The sequence below is a fragment of the Azonexus sp. IMCC34842 genome (assembly GCF_050368855.1).
GTDB classification, from domain to species: domain Bacteria; phylum Pseudomonadota; class Gammaproteobacteria; order Burkholderiales; family Rhodocyclaceae; genus Azonexus; species Azonexus denitrificans_A.
This window is the reverse complement of sequence record NZ_CP178449.1, coordinates 199,788-222,678: the sequence shown is the minus strand read 5'-3', so window position 1 is coordinate 222,678 and position 22,891 is coordinate 199,788. Positions and strand designations below refer to the sequence as shown.

26 protein-coding genes are annotated in these 22,891 nt (G+C 61.3%); 10 read left to right on the top strand and 16 right to left on the bottom strand.

Annotation, left to right across the window (positions count from 1 at the left end):
- Positions 1-48: 48 nt before the first annotated feature.
- The gene (locus ACLIKD_RS01040) at positions 49-948 is read right to left on the bottom strand and encodes a glutamate/aspartate ABC transporter substrate-binding protein (protein ID WP_428826810.1); all 900 of its coding nucleotides are present in this window, start codon (positions 946-948) and stop codon (positions 49-51) included.
- 251 nt (positions 949-1,199) lie between these two features.
- Positions 1,200-2,138, bottom strand: a complete 939-nt coding sequence (locus ACLIKD_RS01035) for a nucleoside recognition domain-containing protein (protein ID WP_428826809.1) — start codon at positions 2,136-2,138, stop codon at positions 1,200-1,202.
- Between ACLIKD_RS01035 and ACLIKD_RS01030 the strand changes: the two genes are divergently transcribed.
- The 7 genes from ACLIKD_RS01030 to ACLIKD_RS01000 all read left to right on the top strand — a co-directional run bounded on the left by ACLIKD_RS01030 (position 2,137) and on the right by ACLIKD_RS01000 (position 5,970).
- Complete coding sequence (locus ACLIKD_RS01030; protein ID WP_428826808.1) at positions 2,137-2,544, top strand: hypothetical protein; 408 nt, start codon at positions 2,137-2,139, stop codon at positions 2,542-2,544. The genes ACLIKD_RS01035 and ACLIKD_RS01030 overlap by 2 nt on opposite strands.
- Before the next feature lie 508 nt (positions 2,545-3,052).
- Positions 3,053-3,487, top strand: coding sequence for an OsmC family protein (locus ACLIKD_RS01025; RefSeq protein WP_428826807.1), 435 nt, complete (start codon positions 3,053-3,055; stop codon positions 3,485-3,487).
- Between the two features lie 66 nt (positions 3,488-3,553).
- Positions 3,554-3,940, top strand: a complete 387-nt coding sequence (locus ACLIKD_RS01020) for a hypothetical protein (RefSeq protein WP_428826806.1) — start codon at positions 3,554-3,556, stop codon at positions 3,938-3,940.
- A gap of 164 nt (positions 3,941-4,104) precedes the next feature.
- The gene (locus ACLIKD_RS01015) at positions 4,105-4,398 is read left to right on the top strand and encodes a hypothetical protein (protein WP_428826805.1); all 294 of its coding nucleotides are present in this window, start codon (positions 4,105-4,107) and stop codon (positions 4,396-4,398) included.
- The gene (locus ACLIKD_RS01010) at positions 4,395-4,877 is read left to right on the top strand and encodes a hypothetical protein (RefSeq protein ID WP_428826804.1); all 483 of its coding nucleotides are present in this window, start codon (positions 4,395-4,397) and stop codon (positions 4,875-4,877) included. The genes ACLIKD_RS01015 and ACLIKD_RS01010 overlap by 4 nt, the downstream gene beginning before the upstream one ends.
- A 159-nt stretch (positions 4,878-5,036) precedes the next feature.
- On the top strand, positions 5,037-5,441 hold the full coding sequence (locus tag ACLIKD_RS01005; protein ID WP_428826803.1) for a L,D-transpeptidase: 405 nt from the start codon (positions 5,037-5,039) through the stop codon (positions 5,439-5,441).
- On the top strand, positions 5,434-5,970 hold the full coding sequence (locus ACLIKD_RS01000; protein ID WP_428826802.1) for a hypothetical protein: 537 nt from the start codon (positions 5,434-5,436) through the stop codon (positions 5,968-5,970). The genes ACLIKD_RS01005 and ACLIKD_RS01000 overlap by 8 nt, the downstream gene beginning before the upstream one ends.
- Before the next feature lie 71 nt (positions 5,971-6,041).
- Here ACLIKD_RS01000 and ACLIKD_RS00995 read toward each other — a convergent pair whose 3' ends face one another.
- The 6 genes from ACLIKD_RS00995 to rpe form a co-directional block, all read right to left on the bottom strand.
- Positions 6,042-6,350 carry a hypothetical protein gene (locus ACLIKD_RS00995; RefSeq protein ID WP_428826801.1) on the bottom strand — a complete coding sequence of 103 codons (309 nt, stop codon included), beginning with the start codon at positions 6,348-6,350 and terminating at the stop codon, positions 6,042-6,044.
- 169 nt (positions 6,351-6,519) lie between these two features.
- Positions 6,520-7,275 carry an alpha/beta fold hydrolase gene (locus ACLIKD_RS00990; RefSeq protein ID WP_428826800.1) on the bottom strand — a complete coding sequence of 252 codons (756 nt, stop codon included), beginning with the start codon at positions 7,273-7,275 and terminating at the stop codon, positions 6,520-6,522.
- Entirely contained in the window at positions 7,272-8,297 is a 1,026-nt protein-coding gene (locus ACLIKD_RS00985; protein ID WP_428826799.1) for a M14 family zinc carboxypeptidase, read from the bottom strand. Before ACLIKD_RS00985 ends, ACLIKD_RS00990 begins: the two co-directional genes overlap by 4 nt.
- A 381-nt stretch (positions 8,298-8,678) precedes the next feature.
- Positions 8,679-10,151, bottom strand: coding sequence for an anthranilate synthase component I (gene trpE / locus ACLIKD_RS00980; RefSeq protein WP_428826798.1), 1,473 nt, complete (start codon positions 10,149-10,151; stop codon positions 8,679-8,681).
- A gap of 122 nt (positions 10,152-10,273) precedes the next feature.
- A complete protein-coding gene (locus ACLIKD_RS00975) occupies positions 10,274-10,954 on the bottom strand; it encodes a phosphoglycolate phosphatase (protein ID WP_428826797.1) in 681 nt (226 codons plus the stop codon).
- Between the two features lie 63 nt (positions 10,955-11,017).
- Positions 11,018-11,725 carry a ribulose-phosphate 3-epimerase gene (gene rpe, locus ACLIKD_RS00970; protein ID WP_428826796.1) on the bottom strand — a complete coding sequence of 236 codons (708 nt, stop codon included), beginning with the start codon at positions 11,723-11,725 and terminating at the stop codon, positions 11,018-11,020.
- Between the two features lie 40 nt (positions 11,726-11,765).
- On the opposite strand from rpe, the gene apaG reads away from it, so the two are divergent.
- Both apaG and ACLIKD_RS00960 read left to right on the top strand, forming a co-directional pair.
- Positions 11,766-12,149, top strand: a complete 384-nt coding sequence (apaG, locus tag ACLIKD_RS00965) for a Co2+/Mg2+ efflux protein ApaG (RefSeq protein ID WP_428826795.1) — start codon at positions 11,766-11,768, stop codon at positions 12,147-12,149.
- Entirely contained in the window at positions 12,146-12,739 is a 594-nt protein-coding gene (locus tag ACLIKD_RS00960; RefSeq protein WP_428826794.1) for a class I SAM-dependent methyltransferase, read from the top strand. Before apaG ends, ACLIKD_RS00960 begins: the two co-directional genes overlap by 4 nt.
- Here ACLIKD_RS00960 and ydiK read toward each other — a convergent pair.
- The 4 genes from ydiK to ACLIKD_RS00940 all read right to left on the bottom strand — a co-directional run bounded on the left by ydiK (position 12,695) and on the right by ACLIKD_RS00940 (position 18,644).
- Positions 12,695-13,807, bottom strand: coding sequence for an AI-2E family transporter YdiK (gene ydiK, locus ACLIKD_RS00955; RefSeq protein ID WP_428826793.1), 1,113 nt, complete (start codon positions 13,805-13,807; stop codon positions 12,695-12,697). The genes ACLIKD_RS00960 and ydiK overlap by 45 nt on opposite strands.
- Positions 13,807-15,033, bottom strand: a complete 1,227-nt coding sequence (argJ, locus tag ACLIKD_RS00950) for a bifunctional glutamate N-acetyltransferase/amino-acid acetyltransferase ArgJ (RefSeq protein WP_428826792.1) — start codon at positions 15,031-15,033, stop codon at positions 13,807-13,809. The genes ydiK and argJ overlap by 1 nt, the downstream gene beginning before the upstream one ends.
- 47 nt (positions 15,034-15,080) lie before the next feature.
- Positions 15,081-17,789, bottom strand: a complete 2,709-nt coding sequence (gene secA / locus ACLIKD_RS00945; RefSeq protein ID WP_428828366.1) for a preprotein translocase subunit SecA — start codon at positions 17,787-17,789, stop codon at positions 15,081-15,083.
- Between the two features lie 102 nt (positions 17,790-17,891).
- Entirely contained in the window at positions 17,892-18,644 is a 753-nt protein-coding gene (locus ACLIKD_RS00940; RefSeq protein ID WP_428826791.1) for a M23 family metallopeptidase, read from the bottom strand.
- A 115-nt stretch (positions 18,645-18,759) separates the two neighbouring features.
- Here ACLIKD_RS00940 and ACLIKD_RS00935 point away from each other — a divergent pair, with 115 nt between their 5' ends.
- Complete coding sequence (locus ACLIKD_RS00935) at positions 18,760-19,257, top strand: DciA family protein (RefSeq protein WP_428826790.1); 498 nt, start codon at positions 18,760-18,762, stop codon at positions 19,255-19,257.
- On the opposite strand, the gene ACLIKD_RS00930 is transcribed toward ACLIKD_RS00935, so the two are convergent.
- The 4 genes from ACLIKD_RS00930 to ftsA form a co-directional block, all read right to left on the bottom strand.
- On the bottom strand, positions 19,244-19,432 hold the full coding sequence (locus ACLIKD_RS00930; protein ID WP_428826789.1) for a hypothetical protein: 189 nt from the start codon (positions 19,430-19,432) through the stop codon (positions 19,244-19,246). The two genes, ACLIKD_RS00935 and ACLIKD_RS00930, sit on opposite strands and share 14 nt — an antisense overlap.
- Before the next feature lie 6 nt (positions 19,433-19,438).
- Entirely contained in the window at positions 19,439-20,353 is a 915-nt protein-coding gene (gene lpxC, locus ACLIKD_RS00925) for a UDP-3-O-acyl-N-acetylglucosamine deacetylase (RefSeq protein WP_428826788.1), read from the bottom strand.
- 82 nt (positions 20,354-20,435) lie between these two features.
- Positions 20,436-21,623, bottom strand: coding sequence for a cell division protein FtsZ (gene ftsZ, locus ACLIKD_RS00920; protein ID WP_428826787.1), 1,188 nt, complete (start codon positions 21,621-21,623; stop codon positions 20,436-20,438).
- Positions 21,624-21,658: 35 nt separating this feature from the next.
- A complete protein-coding gene (gene ftsA / locus ACLIKD_RS00915; protein WP_226418437.1) occupies positions 21,659-22,888 on the bottom strand; it encodes a cell division protein FtsA in 1,230 nt (409 codons plus the stop codon).
- Positions 22,889-22,891 lie beyond the last annotated feature (3 nt).

Below are 22,891 nucleotides of genomic sequence, written 5' to 3'. Positions count from 1 at the left end.
GGGGCAGGCTGCTGCCGACCCGACGGGCCGGCAGCCGGGTACGGCTGTTTACTCGAAAGCCTTGTCGTTCGGGGCTTTGTACAGCGTCTTCATTTCATCCGACAAGGGCATGTTCAGATTCAGGCCCTTCGGCGGAATCGGGTTCATGAACCACTTGGCGTAGACCTTCTCGGCTTCGCCCGAGGTCATCACCTTGGTCAGCGCCGCATCGACCACCTTCTTGAAGCCCGGGTCGTCCTTGCGCAGCATACAGCCGTAGGCTTCCTTGGACTGGGCCGTACCGACCACCGTCCAGTCACCCGGTTTCTTGGCCTTGGCCATTTCGCCGAAGAGCAGCGCGTCGTCCATCATGAAGGCGACGGCGCGGCCGGTTTCCAGGGTCAGGAAGGCTTCGCCGTGGTCCTTGGCGGAGATGACGTTCATGCTCATCTTCTTCTCTTCGTTCATCTTGCGGAGCAGGCGCTCGGAGGTGGTACCGGCGGTGGTCACGACGTTCTTGCCGGCGAGGTCGGCGAAGTCGGTGATGCCGGCAGTCTTCTTGACCATCAGCTTGGTGCCGATGACGAAGATGGTGGTCGAGAAGGCGACCTGTTTCTGGCGATCGAGATTGTTGGTTGTCGAGCCGCATTCGATATCGACCGTGCCGTTCTGGATCAGCGTGATGCGGTTGGCCGAGGTGACCGGCATCAGCTTGGTGTCGATCTTGGCCAGCTTGAGGTTGTCCTTGATGCCATCGACGGCTTTCAGCATCAGTTCGTGCGAATAGCCGATGACCTGCTGCTTGTCGTCGTAGTAGGAGAACGGAATCGACGATTCGCGGTGGCCGAGGGTGATCGTCCCGGTCTCCTTGATTTTCTTCAGAGTCAGCGATTCCTGGGCATGGACGGGGGCCAGGGCAGAAGCGCTCAGGGCAGTGGCAAGTGCAGCAGCAAGGGCAAATCGGTTCATGACGTCTCCTGTTGTTCAAAGAAGCCAGCGGGTGGCTTCGGCAGGAAAGACAACGCAGATGGCGTGCCAGCCCGACGGAGCCACAAAAAAGAAACCACGCTCTTGATTTATTGGGGTTTTATAAACCGACAGTCGGCGGTACTGCCGGAATTCCGATATTGGACAGCAGTCAGCCATCGGAATTCCGACACTTTGCCGGCGGCGACTAACTGGAAAGCCGAACCGCTTGCGTGGCTCGGCCCGGGCGGCCCTCAGCCGGCCAGGATATGCCCGGCGGTGCGCACGGCGATGCCGACGCAGGCGCCGAGCGCCGCCGGTTTCCAGACGGCGGCGACGCGCCGGCCGGCGGAAATGAGGACGGCGACGCCGGGAATGTCGAATGGTGAAATCAGGAAACCGGCGCTGGCATTGAGCAACTCGGCGCTGATCTGGCCGCTCCGGCGCATGTCGTCCATCACCCCCATCATCGCCGTACCGCCGGCCAGATACTTGGTCAGCGTCGGCAGGATCAGCACCGGATCGATCGCCGCCATGGCCAGCAGCGGGGTCAGCCATTGGGTCAGCAGGTCGATGGCGCCGAACCGCTTGAGGGCCATCACGACGACCAACGACAGCACCAGCATCGGCATGGCGCCGACGGCGATCTTGAACGCCTCCGCCCCGGCCCGGTTGATCACGTCGAGCACGCCCTTGGCGCTCTCGGCCACCGGATGGTGCAGCGTTTCGTCGAGCCGCTCCTCCTCGACCGACAGGGCGCGGCCGAACAGATAGTAGGTGGCGGCCGCGGCGACCAGGCCGCCGACCAGCGAGAAGACCAGCGTCGTCGAGAAGTTCAGGCCCATGGTCAGCATCGGAAAGGCGGCGTTGGCCTGGCTCATCGCGAAGACCATCGCCAGCGTCGCCGCCAGATGACGGTCGGAAGCGCCACGCTGCTCCATCATCGTCAAGGTCGCCATCGGCGCGGCGAAGCTGACGAAATTGATCTGCAAGGCGGCAAAGACGCCCAGCCCGGTCAGACCGAAAGGCCGGAGCAGCGGCGCCAGACGGGCGACCACCCAGTCGAGGACGCCACGCGCTTCGAGCAGGCGCATCAGCGACAGCATCACCACCATCACTGGCAGCAACACGAAGAGCGCCAGTTCAACGGCCGAGCGTCCGGACTTGAGGATGATGTCGATCAGGATTTCCATGGATTCGCGCTTGGTTGGCTGTGGGTTGGACGGCGTCGGCCGCGAGTATGTTTTCCGCATCCTCGCCGGTCAATCATGGACTTCCCTAGGCATGGCGGAATTTTCGCCAGCCGGCCAGACCCGCGCCGGCAGGATCAGGCCTGGTAGCGCAAGGCATCAACGAGCAGCCGGAAAAGGCTGGCGGATAGCGCAGCGCGACAATATCGGTCATGCCGTAATCGACATTTATTTCCACCTTGATGTCCGGATAGTCCTCAACGAACTTGAGCTCTGTGCGTTAGCGAACGGATCGGATGGCAGGGTGCGCGTAGCTTTAAGCAAGGGAAATGATTCGCTCAAATCGGTATCCGCTGAAACCACACCGGCATACCGACTTCTGATCCGCTCCCCAATGACGATGGCCTGATCTGCCGACGCTGAGTATTTTTATCAGATACCGATCACATCCAGGAGATCCATAGAATTCACGTTGGTGGATCCCTTAATCCAGCCAGGAGAAATCACCATGAAACTTTTAAAACTTGCCGTCGCAGCACTAACGATATTCGCCTTGAGTGCGTGTGGCGGCGCAGCCGGCCCGGCCGGCCCGCAAGGTGCGCAGGGCGTACAGGGCAATCAGGGCACATCGGGAAATACGGGCTCCACCACGGTGGTCGTTCCTCCTCGATAAAAGCATTGTTATTGGCCGGTAGCGGACTATCGATTGAGGCGTGCTGGGTTAATTAATGCGACAACGTTCCGCCTCGATTCGGTCACGATCGTGGGCGGCGTCGACCGCATCGACGCCGATCACTGTTCGGCAAAGAAGAGCTTGCACCTGTTCATCTTTGTCCGCTTTTGTTGGATCTCGCTGAAGAACTGACGTTGGCCAAATTCGTCACATTCCCAACCTCTACCAAAACAGGAACGACACCATGACCGAAAAAAGCGCCAGTGTTAATTGGGAAGGCCAGGGCAAGATCAGCACCGAGACCGGTGCGCTGGATCAGTATCCGTATGGCTTTGCCAGCCGCTTCGAAGACGATCGCCGCGGCACCAACCCCGAAGAGCTGCTCGGCGCGGCTCATGCCGCGTGTTTCACGATGGCCTTTTCCTTTGCCTGCGACAAGGCCGGCCTGGCAACCACCGAGGTGGACACCCAAGCCACCGTGCGCCTGGCCAAGCAGGACGAAGGCTTCGTTATCGACCGAATCAGGCTTACCCTGCAAGCCACGGTGCCAGGCATCGACGACACGAAATTTCAGGAGATCGCCGAGACCGCCAAACGTGAGTGTCCATTGTCGAAGGCACTTGCCAGCGTGGCGGAAATCACCCTGGTGGCGACACTGCGACCAAAAGTCGGGGTTTGACGGACGCCTGGTTGGCACCCGACGGCAGCCATGGCGCCAGACGGTACCGACGAGTGGACACCGTTCTTGATCCATAGCGATCTCGAGTCCACCGATTGCGCCGCACTATTCAACGAAGGATCTGCAATGCCGAAGAACGCATGGAGCGCCAAGCGGGAACGCCAGTATATGCACATCAAGGACAGCCTCCTCGAACGTGGCGAGGCACCGAAAGTGGCTGAAGAGATCGCGGCGCGCACCGTCAACAAGGAACGGGCCCAACATGGCGAAGCTGCCGAGGTGAGCGCCTCATCGATCAACGATATATCTGCCAGCCGGCGCGGAGGCCTGCGATCGCATTCAGGGCCTGGTGGGCGAACCTTGGCCCAATTGCGGAACGAGGCGAGCCAGCGCGGCGTACCCGGCCGCTCGCGGATGAACAAGGCCCAACTGGAAGAGGCGTTGAAGCGCTAAGAAAACCCTGCGGGGGACTCACCGGCACCATCAACAGCCCGGCGATCTTGGGCCGTCACGTCGGCCGGTTCCCGCCAGCGCCCTTGGAGGCTGACCATGGCGTTGCACAGGCCGGCATCCGTGATCCAAAGCCGCCAACGACGTCGCGACAACGATTCGACTGTGTGAGCATTTACGTGATCGCTGATATTGATCTGCTGCAATTATTGCAATGGCCCGCCATGTTGGTCACGGCTCTGGCGGCCTGGCTCATTGCCGACCTTTCCAAACGCCGGCGCGAAATCGGCTTCTGGTGCTTCCTTCTGAGCAATGGCTTATGGATGACATGGGGATGGCATGACAACGCCTACGCCCTCATCTCCCTGCAAGTTATCCTGGCTGGTCTCAACATCCGCGGCCTCTTCAAGAACGAACCGCGCCAGCACACGTCATCCGATTCGCAAGCTGCTGCGCCATGAGAAAACGCGCACGCCTGCCGGGCAAGTTGCTCGGCATCGCGTTTTTGGTCAACGCCGGTTTCGCGTTGGCACAGGATTCCACCTTTTCGACGACGGTTGGAATGGCCGTGCTTTGCCTGGACGATGTCGAACCCGGGTTCTTCTTCAACTACATGAGCAATGTCAAACCCGCCTATAAAAGAGAACAGGGTGCCTACTGGTTCAAGGTCGCCGGGTCGTTATTCGGCGCGCCGGTAAGCGAGGTCTTTGTGAGCGATGGCAGCAGCCGCCATTCTTTCGTTGGGATGATTTCCTCTCTGGCGCCCATCGAATTGGCGGCAGCCATCGCGGTGGGCGCGCCAGCCGGTGGAAATTTCAGAAGCATCAATCCGGCTGACAAGTATTCAATACTCGTATCTCCAGCCGGCTCGCAAATTGTGTATCAGGAAAAGAAGGGAAAGATATATTGCCGCCGCGATCGGATCCGCCTACAGGATTGAGCGAGACTCTCGCGCTTCGCTGCCCGGGGAAAGCGGACAGGAGCAATTGCTGTCACGCTTCAAGGATTTTCGACGAGGCAGGCTGTCGTGGACTCTTTCCGAACAAACATAGCTTGGATATCATGGGAAATTCCATATGCATATGTCGAGTACTGAGTTATGGCGAATTCAGAACGGAAGCAGGACCCGAAAAGCATTAGCGTCAACCTGGCCCTGCAAACCCTTGAGGCATACGAGGGAAAGCTTGTGGTTTTTAGGTTCGACTGCGTAAGCGGTGACAGGGATCACCCGACAGATCGCGGGATATTTCGTATCTTCAAGAAAGACAAGATTTATCGCAGTCGCACCTACAACGCACAAATGAATTACGCGATGTTCTTTACCCAAGATGGAAAGGCCATACACCAATACCATGGCCCGCTACCGCTCTCAGTTGTGCGTCTTGCTCGGAATAACGTCACTGACTGGGTTGGTTCGCATGGGTGCATTCGATTATCCGAAGAAGATGTCAAAGCTCTTTTTGAATGGGCGCCAATGGGCACCCCAATGAGAATCTGTGAATAAAACGACTTTTGTGGCAGGTTGTGCTTTGGGATTGATTGTCGGCATCACGGCAACGCATCTCTTCTACCGTCAACCCGAGACATCGGCTCAGATGGCGCCTGGAACCGATTTTGGCGTGCTTGCCGATGAAGTCATTGCATTGAACTACCGGTCCAATGCAATGGCGATTACTGCACAACGCGCGAAATCAGCGCAGCGTTTTGCGCTTCAGGCGACGTTTGCCAATGGTTCGCCACCTCAACAATGCATCGCGTCAGCGGACCTCGCGGGGCTGCTCGCGACCCTTTCGACCATCACCGTGAAGCGACAACTTCCCTTGGAAAGCGTGGAAACCGACTTTCCGAAACGGCTTGGCTATCTGGAGATCCGAAGCAGCCTGGCGAACGATGAAGGCACCTCGATAGAGCTAAGGGAAAGCGCGAACGGGAAAAGGTTGGCCGCTCGATACGCTGGTGCGGCCATGGAAATATCAAACCCGGCCAGTTCGTTCGAAAAACTGGCTAGCGGATGCACAAGTCTGGCTGAATAACCAACTTGGTTTGCTGTTCTCCGGGCTTCAAGCCGCTCTGAAATAACGTCCGGCCAGGCCGGCGGATCAAATCAAGCCTTGGCTTCATGCGCCGCGCTGAGTTTTTCCGACACGAATTCGCCCCGGGCGGTCGAGTTGTTTTCCTGATTGTTCAACGCGCACCAGTCGAAGAACTCTTGGGGATCGATTTGGCATTCCAGGGCGAGCACACCCGAGCGCTGGAAATTTCTCCGCGCCGCGACGGCCATCGCTTTCCATTTGGCGAATGATTCCTCGAAACATTCGGGGTCCACGGCCGTGGCTTTGACCTGACTCCAGGTTTCCTCGGTGTACCAGGTCACGCCGATCACCAGTGACTGGCTGCGGCGCTTGGCTTTCAAGCTTTGGTAAAGCGTCGGTTTTCTCATGCGCAGGGTCCATACGGGATAAGGGTAGAAGCGCCTACCGCTGCGGGTTCGGACATATTGGCCCAGGGCAGGAAATGATCGCGGCGACCATTATGCTTTCCTGCCTCCCTGGCCAACAAAGATTTTTATCCGGCGGCTCGCCTTAACGGGCCAGCGTCTGCGCCCAACGACCGACCTGCCGTGCTACCCAGGCAGCATCGTCGAGCGGCAGATCGTGGCCGGCCGTTGGGTGTTCGGCAAAGGCCGAGGGCCAGCGCGCCGCCAGCCGGCGCGAACAGCGCGGATCGACCAGGCGGTCTTCGGCGCTGCTCAGGATCAGCAGGGGCGTTGGCGGCCCGGCAGCCGGTGCCGCGTAACGGGCGGCAGCCAACAACTGGCGCAGGGCATTGCCCGAGGAAACCGGGCTTTGCCGTGCATAGCCGGCCAACTCGGCCAGTTTTTCCGGCGCTACCGCATGGCGGCTGGTGAGATGCAAGACGGTCCGTTCGCGGTACTCGGCATCGCGTTTGCGCAGCAGGAGATCGATCAGCGGCAAATAATTGCGCGGCTTGAGACGGTGATAAAACGGGCTGAACGGCCGCAGGCTGGTGTTGATCAGCACGCAGCCGGCGATCTCGTCCGGGTAGCGCGTCGCCCAGTCCACCGCAACCATAGCGCCGAGCGACATGGCGACGACGAAATACGGCGGGACAATCCGGCGTTCGCCCAGTTGGCTGCGGCAACTCTGCGCCATTTCGGCGACCAGCGTCGGGCTTTGCTGGTCGTTCAGGCTGCCATTGCCCGGCAGGTCAAGCGCCAGCACCTGTGTCGTGGCGCACTCATGCTGCAGGCGTTCGGGAAAATCGCCCCAATGGCGGCTTTCCCGGGTCAGTCCGCGCAGCAAGATCCAGGTACTCACAACCCGGCCTTCCAGTACCAGTGCTTGATCGCTTGCTGCCGATAGTCTTCGCGCTGCGCTTCGTCGGGAATCCATAGCTGGTGACCGCAGGCCGCCCGGGCCAGGAAGTCGAGCCAGTAAACATGGCGGCGCAAGACCCGCTGCTGGCGATGCTCGATCAGCGGGTTGAAGATGCCGTGGCGCGAAAACAGCTGCCGCGGATTTTTCTTGACCCAGAGCCAGGAGCCCATTTCCAGCGTCAGCGGCAGAAAAGTCAGCCCCGGTAGCGCGCAGGCCCGCTGATAGAGGTGATCCCACAGATCGCCATGGGCCAGGTACTGCCGGCTCTGCGGCTCGAAGACATAGCGATGGTGGGGATGCGTCTGGTCGTAGATGCCCTTCAGCGCATGCATCTCGGGCAGATGGGCAATCGGCAGGGCGGTATGGGCATAGGGAAACCAGATGCGATCGTTGATGCCGAAGCCGGAATGGCAGTCGAGCGCGATGCCGAACTTGCGCCCGAAGAACTCCCTTTCCACCACTGCGCAGACCGCCTGATTCTCGATTTCCATCGGGCCGGCCAGTGGCCCCCGATACCACGGCAAACGCGAGCTGATGCGCTGTCCGCCGAGCAGGAACGGCACGTCTTCACTAGCCTCCAGCGGTGAATTGCGCATCAGGTCGACGCCATTCGGATTGGCCCGCGTACCGCGCCACATGCCGCCCGGATTGACGATGGGCATGAAGACCAGGCGGACCGATTCAAGCTGGCGATGCAACTCGCTGTCCCAGGGCAGGCGCTGGACAAGGCTGCGCAGATAGGCGAGAACGACGGCGCTGCCGATCCGTTCGAGGCCGTGAAAGCCGCCGAAGAAGCCGACGACCGGAACGTTCGGATCCGGATTGCCGAGGGCGATGACATGCACCGGAAACTTCTGCGCCCCGACGCTCACCTCGCAGGCTACCTGCGTCTCGAGATGAGTCTCGCCATCGCGCATGATGGCTTCCAGTTCAAGCAATTCAACGAGTTCGGAGGGAGCCACACCGTGCACTTGCAGATCGCCTTGAATGAGAAGAGATGGGGCTGGCCCAGGGCAGGCATCGGTCAAGCCCCGCTGGTAACAAACCTGCAACAGGGGCTTAACATTTGCCTGCTATGTTAGTAGCCACCCCGTGGGCGAAGATGAATTTTTGATGACAACGCCCGGCTGACCAGGGCCGCTGTTGGCACCCGGCAAACTTCCGAGAGGACCGCGATGATGCCGACAATTATCAGAAAAACGCTGACCCACCCTGCCCTGGCCATCGGCAGCACGGTGCTCTGGGGGCTGGTCGAATTGCTGGCGCTCAACCGCTTTCGTCGATCCGGCCGGTGACCGCGCGATCACCGACCTGATTCCGACGGGTCAACCGGCCGGCCGCCTTCAGTCGCGCGTATCCAGCCCTTGCTCGGCCAGTTCGGCGGCACGCAGTACGGCGCGGGCCTTGTTCTGGGTTTCCACCCATTCCGAATTCGGGTCGGAATCGGCGACGATGCCGGCCCCGGCCTGGACATGCAACTGCTTGTCCTTGACCACGGCGGTACGGATGGCGATGGCCAGATCCATGTCGCCATTGAAACCGAGGTAACCGACCGAACCGGCGTAGATGCCACGCTTGACCGGCTCCAGTTCGTCGATGATTTCCATCGCCCGCACCTTCGGCGCGCCGGACACCGTGCCGGCCGGGAAGGTGGCGCGCAGCACGTCGAGCGCATCGAGCCCCGGCCGCAGCTTGCCTTCGACATTCGAGACGATGTGCATGACGTGCGAGTAGCGCTCGACGATCATGTTCTCGGTCAGCTTGACCGAGCCGACCTTGGCGACGCGGCCGCAGTCGTTGCGCCCGAGGTCGAGCAGCTGGGTGTGTTCGGCCCGTTCCTTCTCGTCGGCCAGCAGTTCGACGGCCAGCGCCGCATCCTCTTCCGGCGAGGCGCCGCGCTTGCGGGTGCCGGCAATCGGCCGGACGGTGACGCGGTCGCCTTCGAGGCGGACCAGAATCTCCGGCGAGGCGCCGACGACATGGAAGTCCTCGAAATCGAAATAGAACATGTAGGGCGACGGATTCAGGCTGCGCAGCGTGCGGTAGAGCGCTAGCGGGCTGGCCAGAAAAGGCTTGGTCATCCGTTGCGAGAGGACGACCTGCATGATGTCGCCTTCGGTGATGTATTGCTTGGCCTTGAGCACGGCCTTCTTGAAGGCCGCTTCGCCGACGACCGAGACCGCCGCCTCGGAATGGACCGGCTGCTCGGTGGGGATATTCACCGGCAGGCGCAGCTTGGCAAGCAGTTCCTTCAAGCGCGCCCTGGCTTTCTGATAGGCGGCGGGGAAGCCGGGTTCGGCATAGACGATCAGTGTCAGCTTGCCGGACAGGTTGTCGACGACGGCGATTTCTTCGGAGAGCAGCAGGCCGATATCCGGCGTGCCGATGTCGTCCGGCTTGTTGGTGCGGGTCAGCCGGGTTTCGACGTAGCGCACGGTGTCGTAGCCGAAGCAGCCGACCAGGCCGCCGCAGAAACGCGGCAGGCCGGACTGCGGCGCGGCGCGGAAGCGCTGCATGAACTTGCCGATGAAGTCGAGCGGATTGGTGTCGTCCTCACGCTCGGCGATGCGGTTGCCGGTCAGGACCAGCACCTGGTGGCCGGTGACGACGATGCGCGTCGACGAGGCCAGACCGATGATCGAATAGCGGCCGAACCGTTCGCCGCCCTGCACCGACTCGAGCAGGTAGGTGTAAGGGCCGTTGGCCAGTTTCAGATAGATCGAGAGCGGCGTGTCGAGATCGGCAAACGTTTCCAGCGTAACGGGGATACGGTTGTAGCCTTGCGCGGCAAGCGCGTTGAATTCTGTTTCAGTCATGGGGAACCTCGAAAATGACAGGGGTGTTGCGTACTGGTGCATTGCGCCGCAAGGGCGCGCGAAGGGAGATCAGGGGCGCCAGCGACGCCAACCGTGCCATTCGTTCCAGATACGCAAAGGGGTCATTTTTTGTGGAGGTCTTTGAAAGTGAGCGCTTGTCGGTAGGCGGCAAGCAGATCGGATACTAGCGCATCGCAATCGGCACTGTCCACCGGCTCGCCCTCGTTGTAGCCGTAGGGTACGGCATAGGCCTGGCAGCCGGCGGCATGGGCGGCGTGGATGTCGTTCTTCGAGTCGCCGATGTGTAGGTTGCGGTCCGGCCGCACGTTGAACAGCCGGCAGGCATGCAGGATCGGCTCCGGATGCGGCTTCTTGTGGGCGGTGGTATCGCCGGAGACGATGACGTCGAAATAGCCGGTCAGGCCCATGCGGTCGAGCAAGGCTTCGGTGAACATCCCCGGCTTGTTGGTGACGACGCCCATTTTCAGGCCACTCGCCTGCCATGCCTTGAGGCCGTCGAGGACGCCCGGGTAAATCTCCGTCAAGCGGCCGTTGACCTCGGCATAGTGGCGCCTGAACGACTCGATCGCGGCCTGCAGCCGCTCGGCCGACGGCGGCTGGTCGTGCGTCAGGCAGCGTTCGACCAGCACAGCCATGCCCTTGCCGACGAAGCTGTGCACCTCGGCCTGGCTGCGCGGCAACTCGCCGGTCTCGGCAAGCATCAGCCGGCAGGCCTCGGCCAGATCGGCAATGGTGTCGAGCAAGGTGCCGTCGAGGTCGAAGGTAACGGATTGGAAATACATATCTAGTTGCCAGTCATTAGTTATGAGTGGTTAGCTTTGCAGCGACGAGGATTTTGCTAACGACTAGCGACTGACTGCGAGCAACTCGGCGCGTAGCGCCGCAATGATCGAATTGTAGCGCTGCGGGTCGCTGTCCTGGCCGGCGCCATAGACGGCCGATCCGGCAACGAAGGCATCGACGCCGGCCCGGGCGATCTCGGCGATGTTGCCGACATTGACGCCGCCGTCGATCTCCAGGCGAATACGCCGGCCGCTTTGCTGCTCGTAGGCATCGAGCCGGGCGCGCGCCTGTTTGGCCTTGGCCAGCGTGCCGGGAATGAATTTCTGCCCGCCGAAACCGGGATTGACGCTCATCAACAGGATCACATCGACCTTGTCGAGGACGTACTCCATATAGTCGAGCGGCGTCGCCGGGTTGAAAACCAGGCCGGCCTGGCAGCCGGCATCGCGGATCAGCGACAGGCTGCGGTCGACGTGCTCCGACGCCTCCGGGTGAAAGGTAATGATGTTGGCCCCGGCCTTGGCGAAATCGGGAATGATGCGGTCGACCGGCTTGACCATCAGATGTATGTCGATCGGCGCGCTGGTGCACGGCCGAATCGCCTCGCAAACCAGCGGCCCGATCGTCAAATTGGGAACATAATGGTTGTCCATCACGTCGAAGTGAATCCAGTCGGCGCCCGAGGCGATGACGTTGGCTACCTCTTCGCCGAGTTTGGCGAAGTTGGCGGAAAGCAGGCTCGGTGCGATGATGAAATCTCTGGCTGACATGACGCTTCCCTAATCAAGAAAAGATAGACGAAATTATCCCATGCCCGACTCCAACAAATACTGCATCGAAGTCCAACCGGTAGCGCAATTCATTCCCGACCAGTCCGATCCGGACGACAACCGTTACCTGTTCGCCTACACCGTGACCATCAAGAATGTCGGCGAAGTGCCGGCCCAGCTAGTTTCGCGCCACTGGATCATCACCGACGCCCACGACGAAGTGCAGGAAGTCCGCGGCCTCGGTGTCGTCGGCAAGCAGCCGCTGCTCAAGCCGGGCGAGAGTTTCCAGTACACCAGCGGCTCGTCGCTGACCACTCCGGTCGGCACGATGAAAGGCACCTACCAGATGGTGGCCGAGGACGGCACGCATTTCGAAGCCGAGATTCCCGAATTCACCTTGGCCATGCCGCGCGTTCTGCATTGAGCCTGAAGCACAGCTACACGCTGATCGCACCGTTCTACGACCGGGCGATTGCCCGCGCCACGCTGGCCGCCCGGCGGCGCAGCCTGGCCGCATTGAACCCCGAAGCCGGGCGCGTGTTGCTGGCTGGCGTCGGCACCGGTCTCGATCTGCCCCACCTGCCACCGCAACACCACTACGTCGGGATCGACCTCAACCGGGCGATGCTGGGCCGGGCTCTGCCACGGGCCGGACAAGTCGATTTCCAGCCGGTGCAGGGCGATGCCCAGCGCCTGCCGTTCGCCGCTGGCGCTTTCGACATGGCGGTACTGCATCTGATCCTGGCCGTTGTGCCGGAGCCGGCCGACTGCTTGGCCGAGATTGCCCGCGTCGTCCGGCCGGGCGGTCAGGTGCTGGTTTTCGACAAATTCCTCCGGCGCGGCCAGCCGGCGCTGCTCCGCCGCCTGATCAACCCGCTGCTGCGCCGGGTGGCCACCCGGCTCGATCTGGTCTTTGAAGATCTGCTCGTCGCAACGCCGCAACTGGCGCTGGAGCACGATCAGCCGGCCTTAGCCGGCGGTTGGTTCCGGATGCTCCGGCTGCGCCGCCTCTAGCACCGGCAGTTCGTCCTTGCCCAGGGCGTCCTCGATCCACGCCAGCATCAGCGTGTAGGTCACGGCCAGCACGACCGGCCCGACAAAAATACCGATCAGGCCGAAACCCAGCATGCCGCCGATCACCCCGGCAAAAATCAGCAGCAGCGGCAGGTCGGCGCCTTTCTTGATCAGCATCGGCCGCAGGAAGTTGTCGAGCGTCGTCACTACGATGCTCCAGACAAGCAGGAAGGTCGCCCAGCCGGTGTCGCCCATCCAGTACATCCAGCCGACGGCCGGAAAAAGGATCAGGCTGGGGCCGACCTGGGCGATGCACAACATCAGCATAACCGCCGAGAGCAGGGAGGCGAAGGGCACCCCGGCAATCGCCAAGCCGATGCCGCCGAGCACCGTCTGGACGATGGCGGTGACACCGACGCCGAGGGCCACGCCGCGAATCGCCTGGCCAGCCAGGATGATCGCGTTTTCGCCGCGCTCGCCGGCCAGTCGCCGGCCGAAACGGTGGGCCATCCGGGCTCCGCTCTCACCGCCGGAATAAAGAATCGCCGCGATGGTCACGACCAGCAAAAACTGCAGCAACATGCCGCCCAGACCGCCGACCTGAGTAAGCATCCACTTGCCGGTATCGGCGGCGTAGGGCGTCACCTTGGTAAGCAGGCCGGCCGAACCGTCGCTCACCAGTTGGGTCCACCCGGCCGCCAGCTTTGCGCCAACCAGCGGCAGGCCGGCTACCCAGTCGGGCGGCAAGGGCAAGCCGTTGGTGGCGACACTGCGGAAGGCGGCGGCCAGTTCCTCGGAATGATCGAAAATGGTATCGATGGCCAGCCACAGCGGGAGCACCAGCAGCAGCAACATGGCCAGCGTCATCAGCGCGACGGCCGGCGCCCGGCGGCCACGCAGGCGCGCTTCCAGGCCAAGAAACAACGGCCAGGTGGCGACGACGATCATCGTCGCCCACACCGTAGCCGCAAGAAATGGCCGCAACACCCACAACGACAGGCCGATCAGCCCGAGGATGAAGAAAATGGCCAGGGTATTCCTGGCCAGGTCGCGGCGAATGTCGATCATCAGCTGCGGTAGTCGGCGTTGATCTTCACGTAGTCGTAGGAGAAGTCGCAGGTATAAACCGTCGCCCGGGCCGCGCCGCGTCCGAGATCGACGCGCACCGTGATTTCGGCCTGGGCCATCACCCGCGCCCCGTCCTCTTCAACGTAGGCCGCGGCCCGGCCGCCGTTCTCGGCGACCAGCACGTCATCGAGCCAGACCTTGACGCCATCGACATCGAGATCGGCGATGCCGGCATAGCCGATGGCCGCCAGAATGCGCCCGAGATTCGGATCGGAGGCGAAGAAGGCGGTCTTGACCAGCGGCGAATGACCGATGGCATAGCCGACCTTGCGGCACTCCTCAACGTCCTTGCCGCCTTCGACGGCAATAGTGATGAACTTGGTGGCGCCTTCGCCGTCGCGGACGATGGCCTGGGCCAGTTCGACCGAGACCGCGATGATCGCCGCCTTGACCTCGGCCCAGCCGGCATCGCTCGGGCTGGCAAAGCGGGCGCCGGACTGGCCGCTGGCGATCATCACCCAGGAATCGTTGGTCGAGGTATCGCCATCGACGGTGATGCAATTGAAGGACGAATCGGCGGCTTCCTTGACCAGGCTGTCGAGCAGCGGCTGGGCAATGCCGGCATCGGTGGCCAGGAAACCGAGCATGGTCGCCATGTTCGGCTTGATCATCCCGGCGCCCTTCGAAATGCCGGTGATGGTGACCGTCTTGCCGCCGACCACGAGCCGGCGCGAAGCAGCCTTGGCAACGGTGTCGGTGGTCATGATGCCGTGTGCCGCGGCGTGCCAGTTGTCGGCCTTCAGATCGGCCTGGGCGGCCGGCAGGCCGGCCTTGATGCGGTCGACTGGCAATGGTTCGAGAATCACCCCGGTCGAGAACGGCAGCACCTGCTCGGCGGCAATGCCGCACAAGGCGCCGACCGCCTCGCAGGTGGCCTGTGCGGCCTGCCGGCCGGGCTCGCCGGTGCCGGCATTGGCGATCCCGGTATTGATGACCAGCGCCCGGATTTCCTGACTGCCGGCCAGGTGCTTGCGGCACAGCTGTACCGGCGCGGCGCAAAAACGGTTCAGCGTGAACACCCCGGCCACCGTACAGCCGGCGTCGAGCGCGACCAACGTCAGGTCACGGCGGTTTTTCTTGCGGATTTCGGCCTCGGCAACACCGAGGCGGACGCCAGCGACCGGAAAAAGCTGATCGGCGGCAGGGGTGGCGTAATTGACAGGCATTTCATTGCTCCAAAAGCATCAAGGCACCTCGTGGGTGCCTTGGGGGATCAGGACAGTTTTCCGTGGCACTGCTTGTATTTCTTGCCGCTGCCGCATGGGCAGGGGTCGTTGCGTCCGATCTTCGGCCCGGCATTGGCTGGCTGCTGCGCTTCTCCGTCATCCGGATTGCCCAGCGCCTCGTCATAACCGGCGTGCTGATACTGGACGTTCTGCACCTCGGCATGCGGCGCCGTTTCCTCGACGTCTTCCTGGGTCCGAATCTGCACGGTGAAGACGATGCGGGTGACTTCCTTGCGGACACGGTCAAGCAGGCCCTCGAACAGTTCGAAAGCTTCGCGCTTGTACTCCTGCTTCGGATTCTTCTGGGCATAGCCGCGCAGATGGATACCCTGACGCAGGTGATCGAGCGCCGACAGGTGTTCGCGCCAGCTGGCGTCGAGGCTCTGCAGCATCACATTGCGCTCGAACTGGTGGAAGCTCTCGGCGCCGACCATCTCGACCTTGGCCGAATAGGCTTCGTCGGCCCCCTGGATGATGCGGGCAAGAATTTCCTCGTCGGACAACGTCGGCTCATCCTTGAACCACTGGGCGACCGGGGCGGCGATTTGCAATTCGGCATGCAATGCCCGCTCCAGACCTTCCATGTCCCACTGCTCCTCAACCGAATCGGCCGGCACATAAAGACGGAAGATCTCGGCGATGACGCCGTGCCGCATGGCGGTGATGGTTTCCGAAATATCGTCGGATTCCAGCAACTCGTTGCGCTGCTGATAGATCACCTTGCGCTGGTCGTTGGAAACGTCGTCGTACTCGAGCAGTTGCTTGCGGATGTCGAAGTTGCGGGCTTCCACCTTGCGCTGCGCCGATTCCAGCGAGCGGGTGACGAGCGGATGCTCGATCGCCTCGCCTTCCGGCATTTTCAACTTGTCCATGATCGAGCGCAGGCGTTCGCCGGCGAAGATGCGCAACAAGGGATCGTCGAGCGACAGGTAGAAACGCGAGGAACCGGCATCGCCCTGACGACCGGCGCGACCGCGCAACTGGTTGTCGATACGGCGCGACTCGTGCCGTTCGGAACCGATGATATGCAGGCCGCCGGCTTCCAGCACCTGATTGTGCAGCTTCTGCCACTCTTCGCGCATCGCGGCGATCTTCGCCTCGCGCTCGGCTTCCGGCAGCGACTCGTCATGCTTGATCGCCGACGTGGCTTTTTCGATACTTCCGCCGAGCACGATGTCGGTACCGCGACCGGCCATATTGGTGGCAATGGTGATCTGCCCCGGCCGACCGGCTTCGATGACGATTTCGGCTTCGCGGGCGTGCTGCTTGGCATTGAGCACCGAGTGCGGCAGCTTTTCCTTGTCGAGCAGCCCGGACAGCAGTTCCGAGGCTTCGATCGAGGTCGTGCCGACCAGCACCGGCTGGCCGCGCTTGGCGCAATCCTTGATGTCGGCAATGATCGCCGTGTGCTTTTCGTCGGCCGTCTTGAAGACCAGGTCGTTCATGTCCTTGCGGACCATCGGCCGATGGGTCGGAATGACGACGGTTTCCAGACCGTAGATCTGCTGGAATTCGTAGGCTTCGGTATCGGCCGTGCCGGTCATGCCGGACAGCTTGCCGTACATGCGGAAATAGTTCTGGAAGGTGATCGAGGCCAGCGTCTGGTTCTCGGCCTGGATCTGCACGCCTTCCTTCGCTTCGACCGCCTGATGCAAACCGTCGGACCAGCGGCGCCCGGCCATCAGGCGGCCGGTAAACTCGTCGACAATGACCACTTCGCCGTTCTGCACGACGTACTGCTGATCCTTCTGGAACAGCGTCAGGGCGCGCAGGGCAGCGTTCAGATGGTGCAACAGGGAAATATTGGCGGCATCGTAGAGACCGCTACCTTCCTTGAGCAGGCCATGCTCGGCGAGCAACTGCTCGGCGTGTTCGTAACCGGATTCGGAAAGATGGACCTGATGGCCCTTTTCGTCGACCCAGTAGCCGCCCTCGCCATTCTCTTCGGCGGCGCGCGTCAGATGGGGAACGACGTCCTTCATCCGGACGTAAAGATCGGTGTGGTCTTCGGCCTGACCGGAAATGATCAGCGGCGTCCGCGCCTCGTCGATCAGGATCGAGTCCACTTCGTCGACGATGGCGTAATTCAGGCTGCGCTGGACGCGCTCGCCGGCCGTGTAGACCATGTTGTCGCGCAGGTAATCGAAGCCGAATTCGTTGTTGGTGCCGTAGGTGATGTCGGCGGCGTAGGCGGCTTGCTTCGCCTCATGGTCCATCTGCGACAGATTGACGCCAACCGAGAGACCAAGGAAGCGATGCAGACGCCCCATCCATTCCGCGTCGCGGCTGGCCAGGTAGTCATTGACCGTAATGACATGCACACCGTTGCCGGAAATGGCATTGAGGTAGGCCGGCAGCGTGGCGACCAGGGTTTTGCCTTCGCCGGTCCGCATTTCGGCGATCTTGCCGTAATGCAGGACCATGCCGCCAACCAGCTGCATATCGAAATGGCGCATGCCCAGTTCGCGCTTGCCGGCTTCGCGGACGACCGCAAACGCCTCGGGCAACAAATCGTCGAGCGACTCGCCATTGGCGTGGCGCTGGCGGAACTCGTCCGTCTTGGCGCGCAGCTGTTCGTCGGTCAGTCCCTGGAGCGCTGGTTCAAGGGCATTGATGCGCTTGATGGTCTGGGAATATTGTTTGATCAGCCGGTCGTTGCGGCTGCCGAAAATCTTTTTGAGTAGGCCGGAAATCATCGCGATCGAGTAGGTGGGCGCAGGGTGCGGCAAAGGCAGGATTCTAGCATGCCGCCCCGATACGACGATGACGACCTAAATCAAGGCATTAAGCCAAACATCCTAGCGATGTTTGATTTGCGCAAATTCCTGCCCCTGCTTCAGAAACAGGGCCGGATTCTGGGCAACACCGAGCATCCGCACTTCGAAATGCAGATGCGGACCGGTCGACCGGCCGGTATTGCCGAGCGCGCCGATCCGCTCCCCTCCCTTGACCATCCGCCCGGTTTCGACATCAAGACGCGACATGTGGGCATAGCGGGAAGTCAGGCCGGCGCCGTGGTCGATGTCGACCATGTTGCCGAACTCCGGATGGTATTCGGCGGAAACGATCACCCCGTCGGCCGCGGCAACGATCGGCGTACCGGGGGGGGCAATGAAATCGATCCCTTCATGCATGGCCCGCAAGCCGGCGATCGGATCTTGCCGGTAGCCGAACGGGGAGCCGAAAAAAGCATCCTTGACCGGCAGCGTGGTCGGCAACAGGCGATCCTTGACCCGTTTTTCGAGCAGGCGGGCTTCAAGGAAACTCAACTCGTCGGTCTTGGTCTCGACGACGGCGGCCAGCCGGTTGATTTCCTGCTGCAACGCTTCGGTACTCAGCGGGGCGGGTAAAAATGGACCGCCCTGCGCATCCTTCACCTTCGCCGCCGACGTTGGCGGCTTGTCTCCAGCCAGGCCGGACAGGCGCTCACCCAGGCTGTCGAGTTGCAAAACCTTGGCCTGCAACTCGCCAAGGCGGGTTGCCATCAACTGGAGATTGTTGCTCAGATAGTCATGGACTTTCCTGGATTCCTGCTGTTGCAGGGAAAGCATCAGGTTTTCAACGATCGGCAGACGGAAATGGACAGACAGCCAAGAAATTAGGGCCGATGACGACAAGACCAGAACGAAAAAAGCGGCAAACACCATCAGCACGTGACGAGGCATAATGGTGATTGTTCGTGCCGCCTTCAAATGGCGCGAAACCAGAATAATCTGCACGGAACCTCCTATGTACAAAGGACCAGAGCAATATCTCGACAGCGATGCTGCCGCCGGCAAGCTGATGGTCCATGCACGGCTGTTGCTCAAGCTCTCACGGCGCTTCGAAGCGATTGCCCCGGCGGGGTTGCGCTACGCAGCTCACGTTGCGAATTACAAGTTGGGACAAATCGTTATCCACGCCGATAACGGCGCGGTCGCTACTAAGATTCGCCAGATGGGCCAGCGTTTGTGCGACGAGTTATCTAAAGGAGGACCGGAGTGTAACGGCCTGGACGTAAAAGTTCAACCCCGGCAAATTCCTTACCAATCAACAAGTTCAACGGTGAAACCGCTCTCGGCATCGGCTTGCGTGGCGTTGCGGGCGACTACCGACAGCCTGCCGAACGGTCCCTTGCGTGCCGCCCTCGACACCTTGTTGAAGCGCGCCGCTATACGGGAATGACGGCAATGCGCTCGATGATCATCAGGGCAAAAATGATCAGCGCAAAGACAATTCCGTAGCGAAGAAGTCGCCAAGAGAGCGTCAGATACCAGCGGTTGCCGCTCAGGGCATAGACCAGAAAACCGGCACCGATGGCCAGAACGAGGATGACTGCCAGCAGACGCAGCAGCCACATCGCCGTTTAGGCCGGCTGGTTGAGCCAGCGGGTAACACCGGCCGGGGCGCGCTCCGCTTTTTCGAAGGTGACCAGTTCCCAGGATTCCTGGTGTTCGAGCAGTTCGCGGGCCAGTTGATTATTCAGCGCATGGCCGCCCTTGTGCGACGAATAGGCGGCAAGCAGCGGGTGACCGAGCAGATAGAGATCGCCGATGGCGTCGAGAATCTTGTGTTTAACGAACTCGTCGCCGTAACGCAAGCCGTCCTGATTGAGGACCCGAAATTCATCGAGAACGATGGCATTTTCCAGCCCGCCACCGAGGGCCAGGCCGTTTTCGCGCAGGTATTCGACTTCCTGCATGAAACCGAAGGTACGGGCCCGCGCCACTTCACGGGTGTAGGACTGCTCGGCGAAATCGATTTCGGCAGTTTGGGCCGATTTGTCGATGGCCGGATGATTGAAGACGATGGAGAAAGCCAGACGATAACCGTCGTAAGGCTCGAAACGCGCCCACTTGTCGCCATCGCGAACTTCGATGGGGTGGGTGACGCGGATGAATTTCTTGGCGGCGTTCTGTTCTTCGATGCCAGCCGACTGGATCAGGAAGACGAACGGTGCTGCCGAGCCATCGAGGATGGGCACTTCCGGCGCATCCAGATCGACCCAGGCGTTATCGATACCCAGGCCGGCAAAAGCCGACATCAGATGCTCGATGGTGCCAACCTTGACCCCGTCCTTTTCCAGACAGGAGCACATGCGTGTATCGCCGACCATGAAGGCGTCTGCGCGGATATCCAGCGGCTCGGGCAAATCGACGCGACGAAAGACGATACCGGTATCCGGGGCGGCCGGACGCAGGGCCATATTGACCTTGACGCCACCATGCAGGCCAACGCCGGAGGCGCGGATAATAGTCTTGAGCGTACGTTGCTTGAGCATGTAAGTGCTTGATTGATTGGGGAAGGCGTCACATTGTAACACAACGTGACGCCACCCTTTTTCAGAGAGAGTTTTTGTTACATCAATCCGCCTGCTTGCGCAGGAAAGCCGGAATGTCGTAACGATCGACACCGCTGTTGGCCAGCGCTTCGACCGTGACATTGCGCTTGCGCACGACGGCCGGAACGTCGGCGATCTGGTTGTAGTCGATCGCCGGGCCGCTGGAGAAGCCGATCGCATCGTGCGTACCGGTGGCCTGCGCCTGGACGACCGGCGTGTTGATCACTTCAAAGGTCTGGCGGCCACGAGCAGCGGCAGCCTGACCGAGACCGGTGGCGACGACGGTGACGCGCAGCGCATCGCCCATCAGTTCGTCGTACACCGCGCCGAAGATGATGTGTGCGTCGTCGGCCGCGAAGGCCTTGACGGTGTTCATCACTTCATTGACTTCCTTCATCTTGAGGCCGCCCTTCGAAGCGGTGATATTGACCAGCACGCCCTTGGCGCCGGACAGATTGACACCTTCCAGCAGCGGCGAGGCAACGGCCTGTTCGGCGGCAATGCGCGCCCGGTCGACCCCGGCGGCAGCGGCCGAACCCATCATGGCGCGGCCCATTTCACCCATCACCGTGCGGACGTCTTCGAAGTCGACGTTCACCAGGCCCGGGTAGGTAATGATTTCGGCAATGCCACCGACGGCGTTTTTCAGCACATCGTCAGCCGCCTTGAAGCAATCGTCGACATCGGCGTCGTCGCCCATGACTTCCATCAGCTTGTCATTGAGGATGACGATCAGCGAATCGACGTGCTTGGCGAATTCGGCGATGCCGGCTTCGGCTGCCTTCATCCGCTTGTTGCCTTCGAAGCTGAATGGCTTGGTCACCACGCCGACGGTCAGGATGCCCATTTCACGGGCGATCTCGGCCACCACCGGCGCTGCGCCAGTGCCCGTGCCGCCGCCCATGCCGGCGGTGATGAAGGCCATGTGCGAACCTTCCAGTGTCGCGCGGATTTCGTCGCGATGCGCCTGGGCAGCTTCCTGGCCCTTTTCCGGCTTGGCACCGGCACCCAGCCCGGTCTTGCCGAGCGACAGCTTGCTCGGAGCGGCATTGCGGCTGAGCGCCTGGGCATCGGTGTTGGCGGCGATGAACTCAACGCCGTTCACGCCTTCGCGGATCATGTGCTCGATGGCATTGCCACCAGCCCCACCAACTCCGAACACCTTGATGATGGTGCCGGATTCCTCGTCTTTCTCGATAATTTCAAACATAACTACCTCCTCTGAAAAAACTGGTCAAAAACAAATCAAAAATTCTTGGCAAACCACGACTTCATGCCTTCGAAGACATCCATGAAGCCCTGCTTTTCCTGGATCTTCTGGCCCCGCTTGCGCTGCGCCTGGGCTTCGAGCAGCAGGCCGTAGGCCGCCGAAAAATGCGGGCTCTGCACGACATCGGCCAGACTGCCGGTGTATTTCGGATTGCCGAGACGGACCGGCATATGAAAAATTTCCTCGCCCAGCTCGACCATGCCCGGCATGACGCTGGCCCCGCCGGTCAGAACGATGCCCGACGACAGCACTTCCTCGAATCCGGCCCGGCGCAGTTCGTTCTGGATCAACTCGTAAAGCTCTTCGACGCGCGGCTGGATCACGTCGGCCAGCGCCCGGCGGCTCAACTTGCGGCTCGGCCGGTCGTCCACCCCGGCAACATCGAGACTGTCGGAGACGTCGGCCAGTTGCGACAGCGCGCAACCGTACTTGCACTTGATGTCCTCGGCTTCGCGGGTCGGCGTGCGCAGCGCCATGGCGATGTCGTTGGTGACCTGGTCGCCGGCAATCGGAATCACCGAGGTATGGCGAATCGCGCCCTGCGTCCACACGGCGATGTCGGTCGTCCCGCCGCCGATGTCGATCAGACAAACGCCGAGATCCTTCTCGTCTTCGGAAAGCACGGCGTAGCTCGAAGCCAGCGGCTGGAGCACCAGGTCGTTGACTTCCAGGCCGCAACGGCGGACGCACTTGACGATGTTCTGGGCGGCCGAGATGGCGCCGGTGACGATATGCGTCTTCACTTCGAGACGCATGCCGCTCATGCCGATCGGCTCGCGGATGCCGTCCTGGCCGTCGATGACGAATTCCTGGGTGAGGATGTGCAGGATTTCCTGATCGGCCGGGATGGGCATCGCCTTGGCGGTCTCGATGACACGCTCGACGTCGCTCTGCGTCACTTCCTTGTCCTTGATCGCCACCATGCCGTTCGAGTTGAAGCTCTTGATGTGGCTGCCGGCAATCCCGGTGTACACATCCTTGACCTTGCAGTCGGCCATCAGCTCGACTTCCTGAATGACCCGGCTGATGGTGTGCACCGTTTCCTCGATGTTCACCACGACGCCCTTTTTCAGGCCGCGCGAATCCTGCGAACCCATGCCGATGACGTTCAATTGGCCTTCCTGGTTGATCTCGGCGACCAGCGCGACGATTTTCGACGTCCCGATATCCAGACCGACCACCAGATCCTTGTTATCCCTGCTCATATG

Excerpts from the sequence above, each read along its gene's own strand:
- ACLIKD_RS01040 (WP_428826810.1), bottom strand. The coding sequence starts at position 948 with ATGAACCGATTTGCCCTTGCTGCTGCACTTGCCACTGCCCTGAGCGCT.
- ACLIKD_RS01030 (WP_428826808.1), top strand. The coding sequence starts at position 2,137 with ATGGATTCGCGCTTGGTTGGCTGTGGGTTGGACGGCGTCGGCCGCGAG.
- ACLIKD_RS01035 (WP_428826809.1), bottom strand. The coding sequence starts at position 2,138 with ATGGAAATCCTGATCGACATCATCCTCAAGTCCGGACGCTCGGCCGTT.
- ACLIKD_RS01025 (WP_428826807.1), top strand. The coding sequence starts at position 3,053 with ATGACCGAAAAAAGCGCCAGTGTTAATTGGGAAGGCCAGGGCAAGATC.
- ACLIKD_RS01010 (WP_428826804.1), top strand. The coding sequence starts at position 4,395 with ATGAGAAAACGCGCACGCCTGCCGGGCAAGTTGCTCGGCATCGCGTTT.
- ACLIKD_RS01005 (WP_428826803.1), top strand. The coding sequence starts at position 5,037 with ATGGCGAATTCAGAACGGAAGCAGGACCCGAAAAGCATTAGCGTCAAC.
- trpE (WP_428826798.1), bottom strand. The coding sequence starts at position 10,151 with ATGACTGAAACAGAATTCAACGCGCTTGCCGCGCAAGGCTACAACCGT.
- ACLIKD_RS00975 (WP_428826797.1), bottom strand. The coding sequence starts at position 10,954 with ATGTATTTCCAATCCGTTACCTTCGACCTCGACGGCACCTTGCTCGAC.
- rpe (WP_428826796.1), bottom strand. The coding sequence starts at position 11,725 with ATGTCAGCCAGAGATTTCATCATCGCACCGAGCCTGCTTTCCGCCAAC.
- apaG (WP_428826795.1), top strand. The coding sequence starts at position 11,766 with ATGCCCGACTCCAACAAATACTGCATCGAAGTCCAACCGGTAGCGCAA.
- ydiK (WP_428826793.1), bottom strand. The coding sequence starts at position 13,807 with ATGATCGACATTCGCCGCGACCTGGCCAGGAATACCCTGGCCATTTTC.
- argJ (WP_428826792.1), bottom strand. The coding sequence starts at position 15,033 with ATGCCTGTCAATTACGCCACCCCTGCCGCCGATCAGCTTTTTCCGGTC.
- secA (WP_428828366.1), bottom strand. The coding sequence starts at position 17,789 with ATGATTTCCGGCCTACTCAAAAAGATTTTCGGCAGCCGCAACGACCGG.
- ACLIKD_RS00940 (WP_428826791.1), bottom strand. The coding sequence starts at position 18,644 with ATGCTTTCCCTGCAACAGCAGGAATCCAGGAAAGTCCATGACTATCTG.
- ACLIKD_RS00935 (WP_428826790.1), top strand. The coding sequence starts at position 18,760 with ATGGTGATTGTTCGTGCCGCCTTCAAATGGCGCGAAACCAGAATAATC.
- ACLIKD_RS00930 (WP_428826789.1), bottom strand. The coding sequence starts at position 19,432 with ATGTGGCTGCTGCGTCTGCTGGCAGTCATCCTCGTTCTGGCCATCGGT.
- lpxC (WP_428826788.1), bottom strand. The coding sequence starts at position 20,353 with ATGCTCAAGCAACGTACGCTCAAGACTATTATCCGCGCCTCCGGCGTT.
- ftsZ (WP_428826787.1), bottom strand. The coding sequence starts at position 21,623 with ATGTTTGAAATTATCGAGAAAGACGAGGAATCCGGCACCATCATCAAG.
- ftsA (WP_226418437.1), bottom strand. The coding sequence starts at position 22,888 with ATGAGCAGGGATAACAAGGATCTGGTGGTCGGTCTGGATATCGGGACG.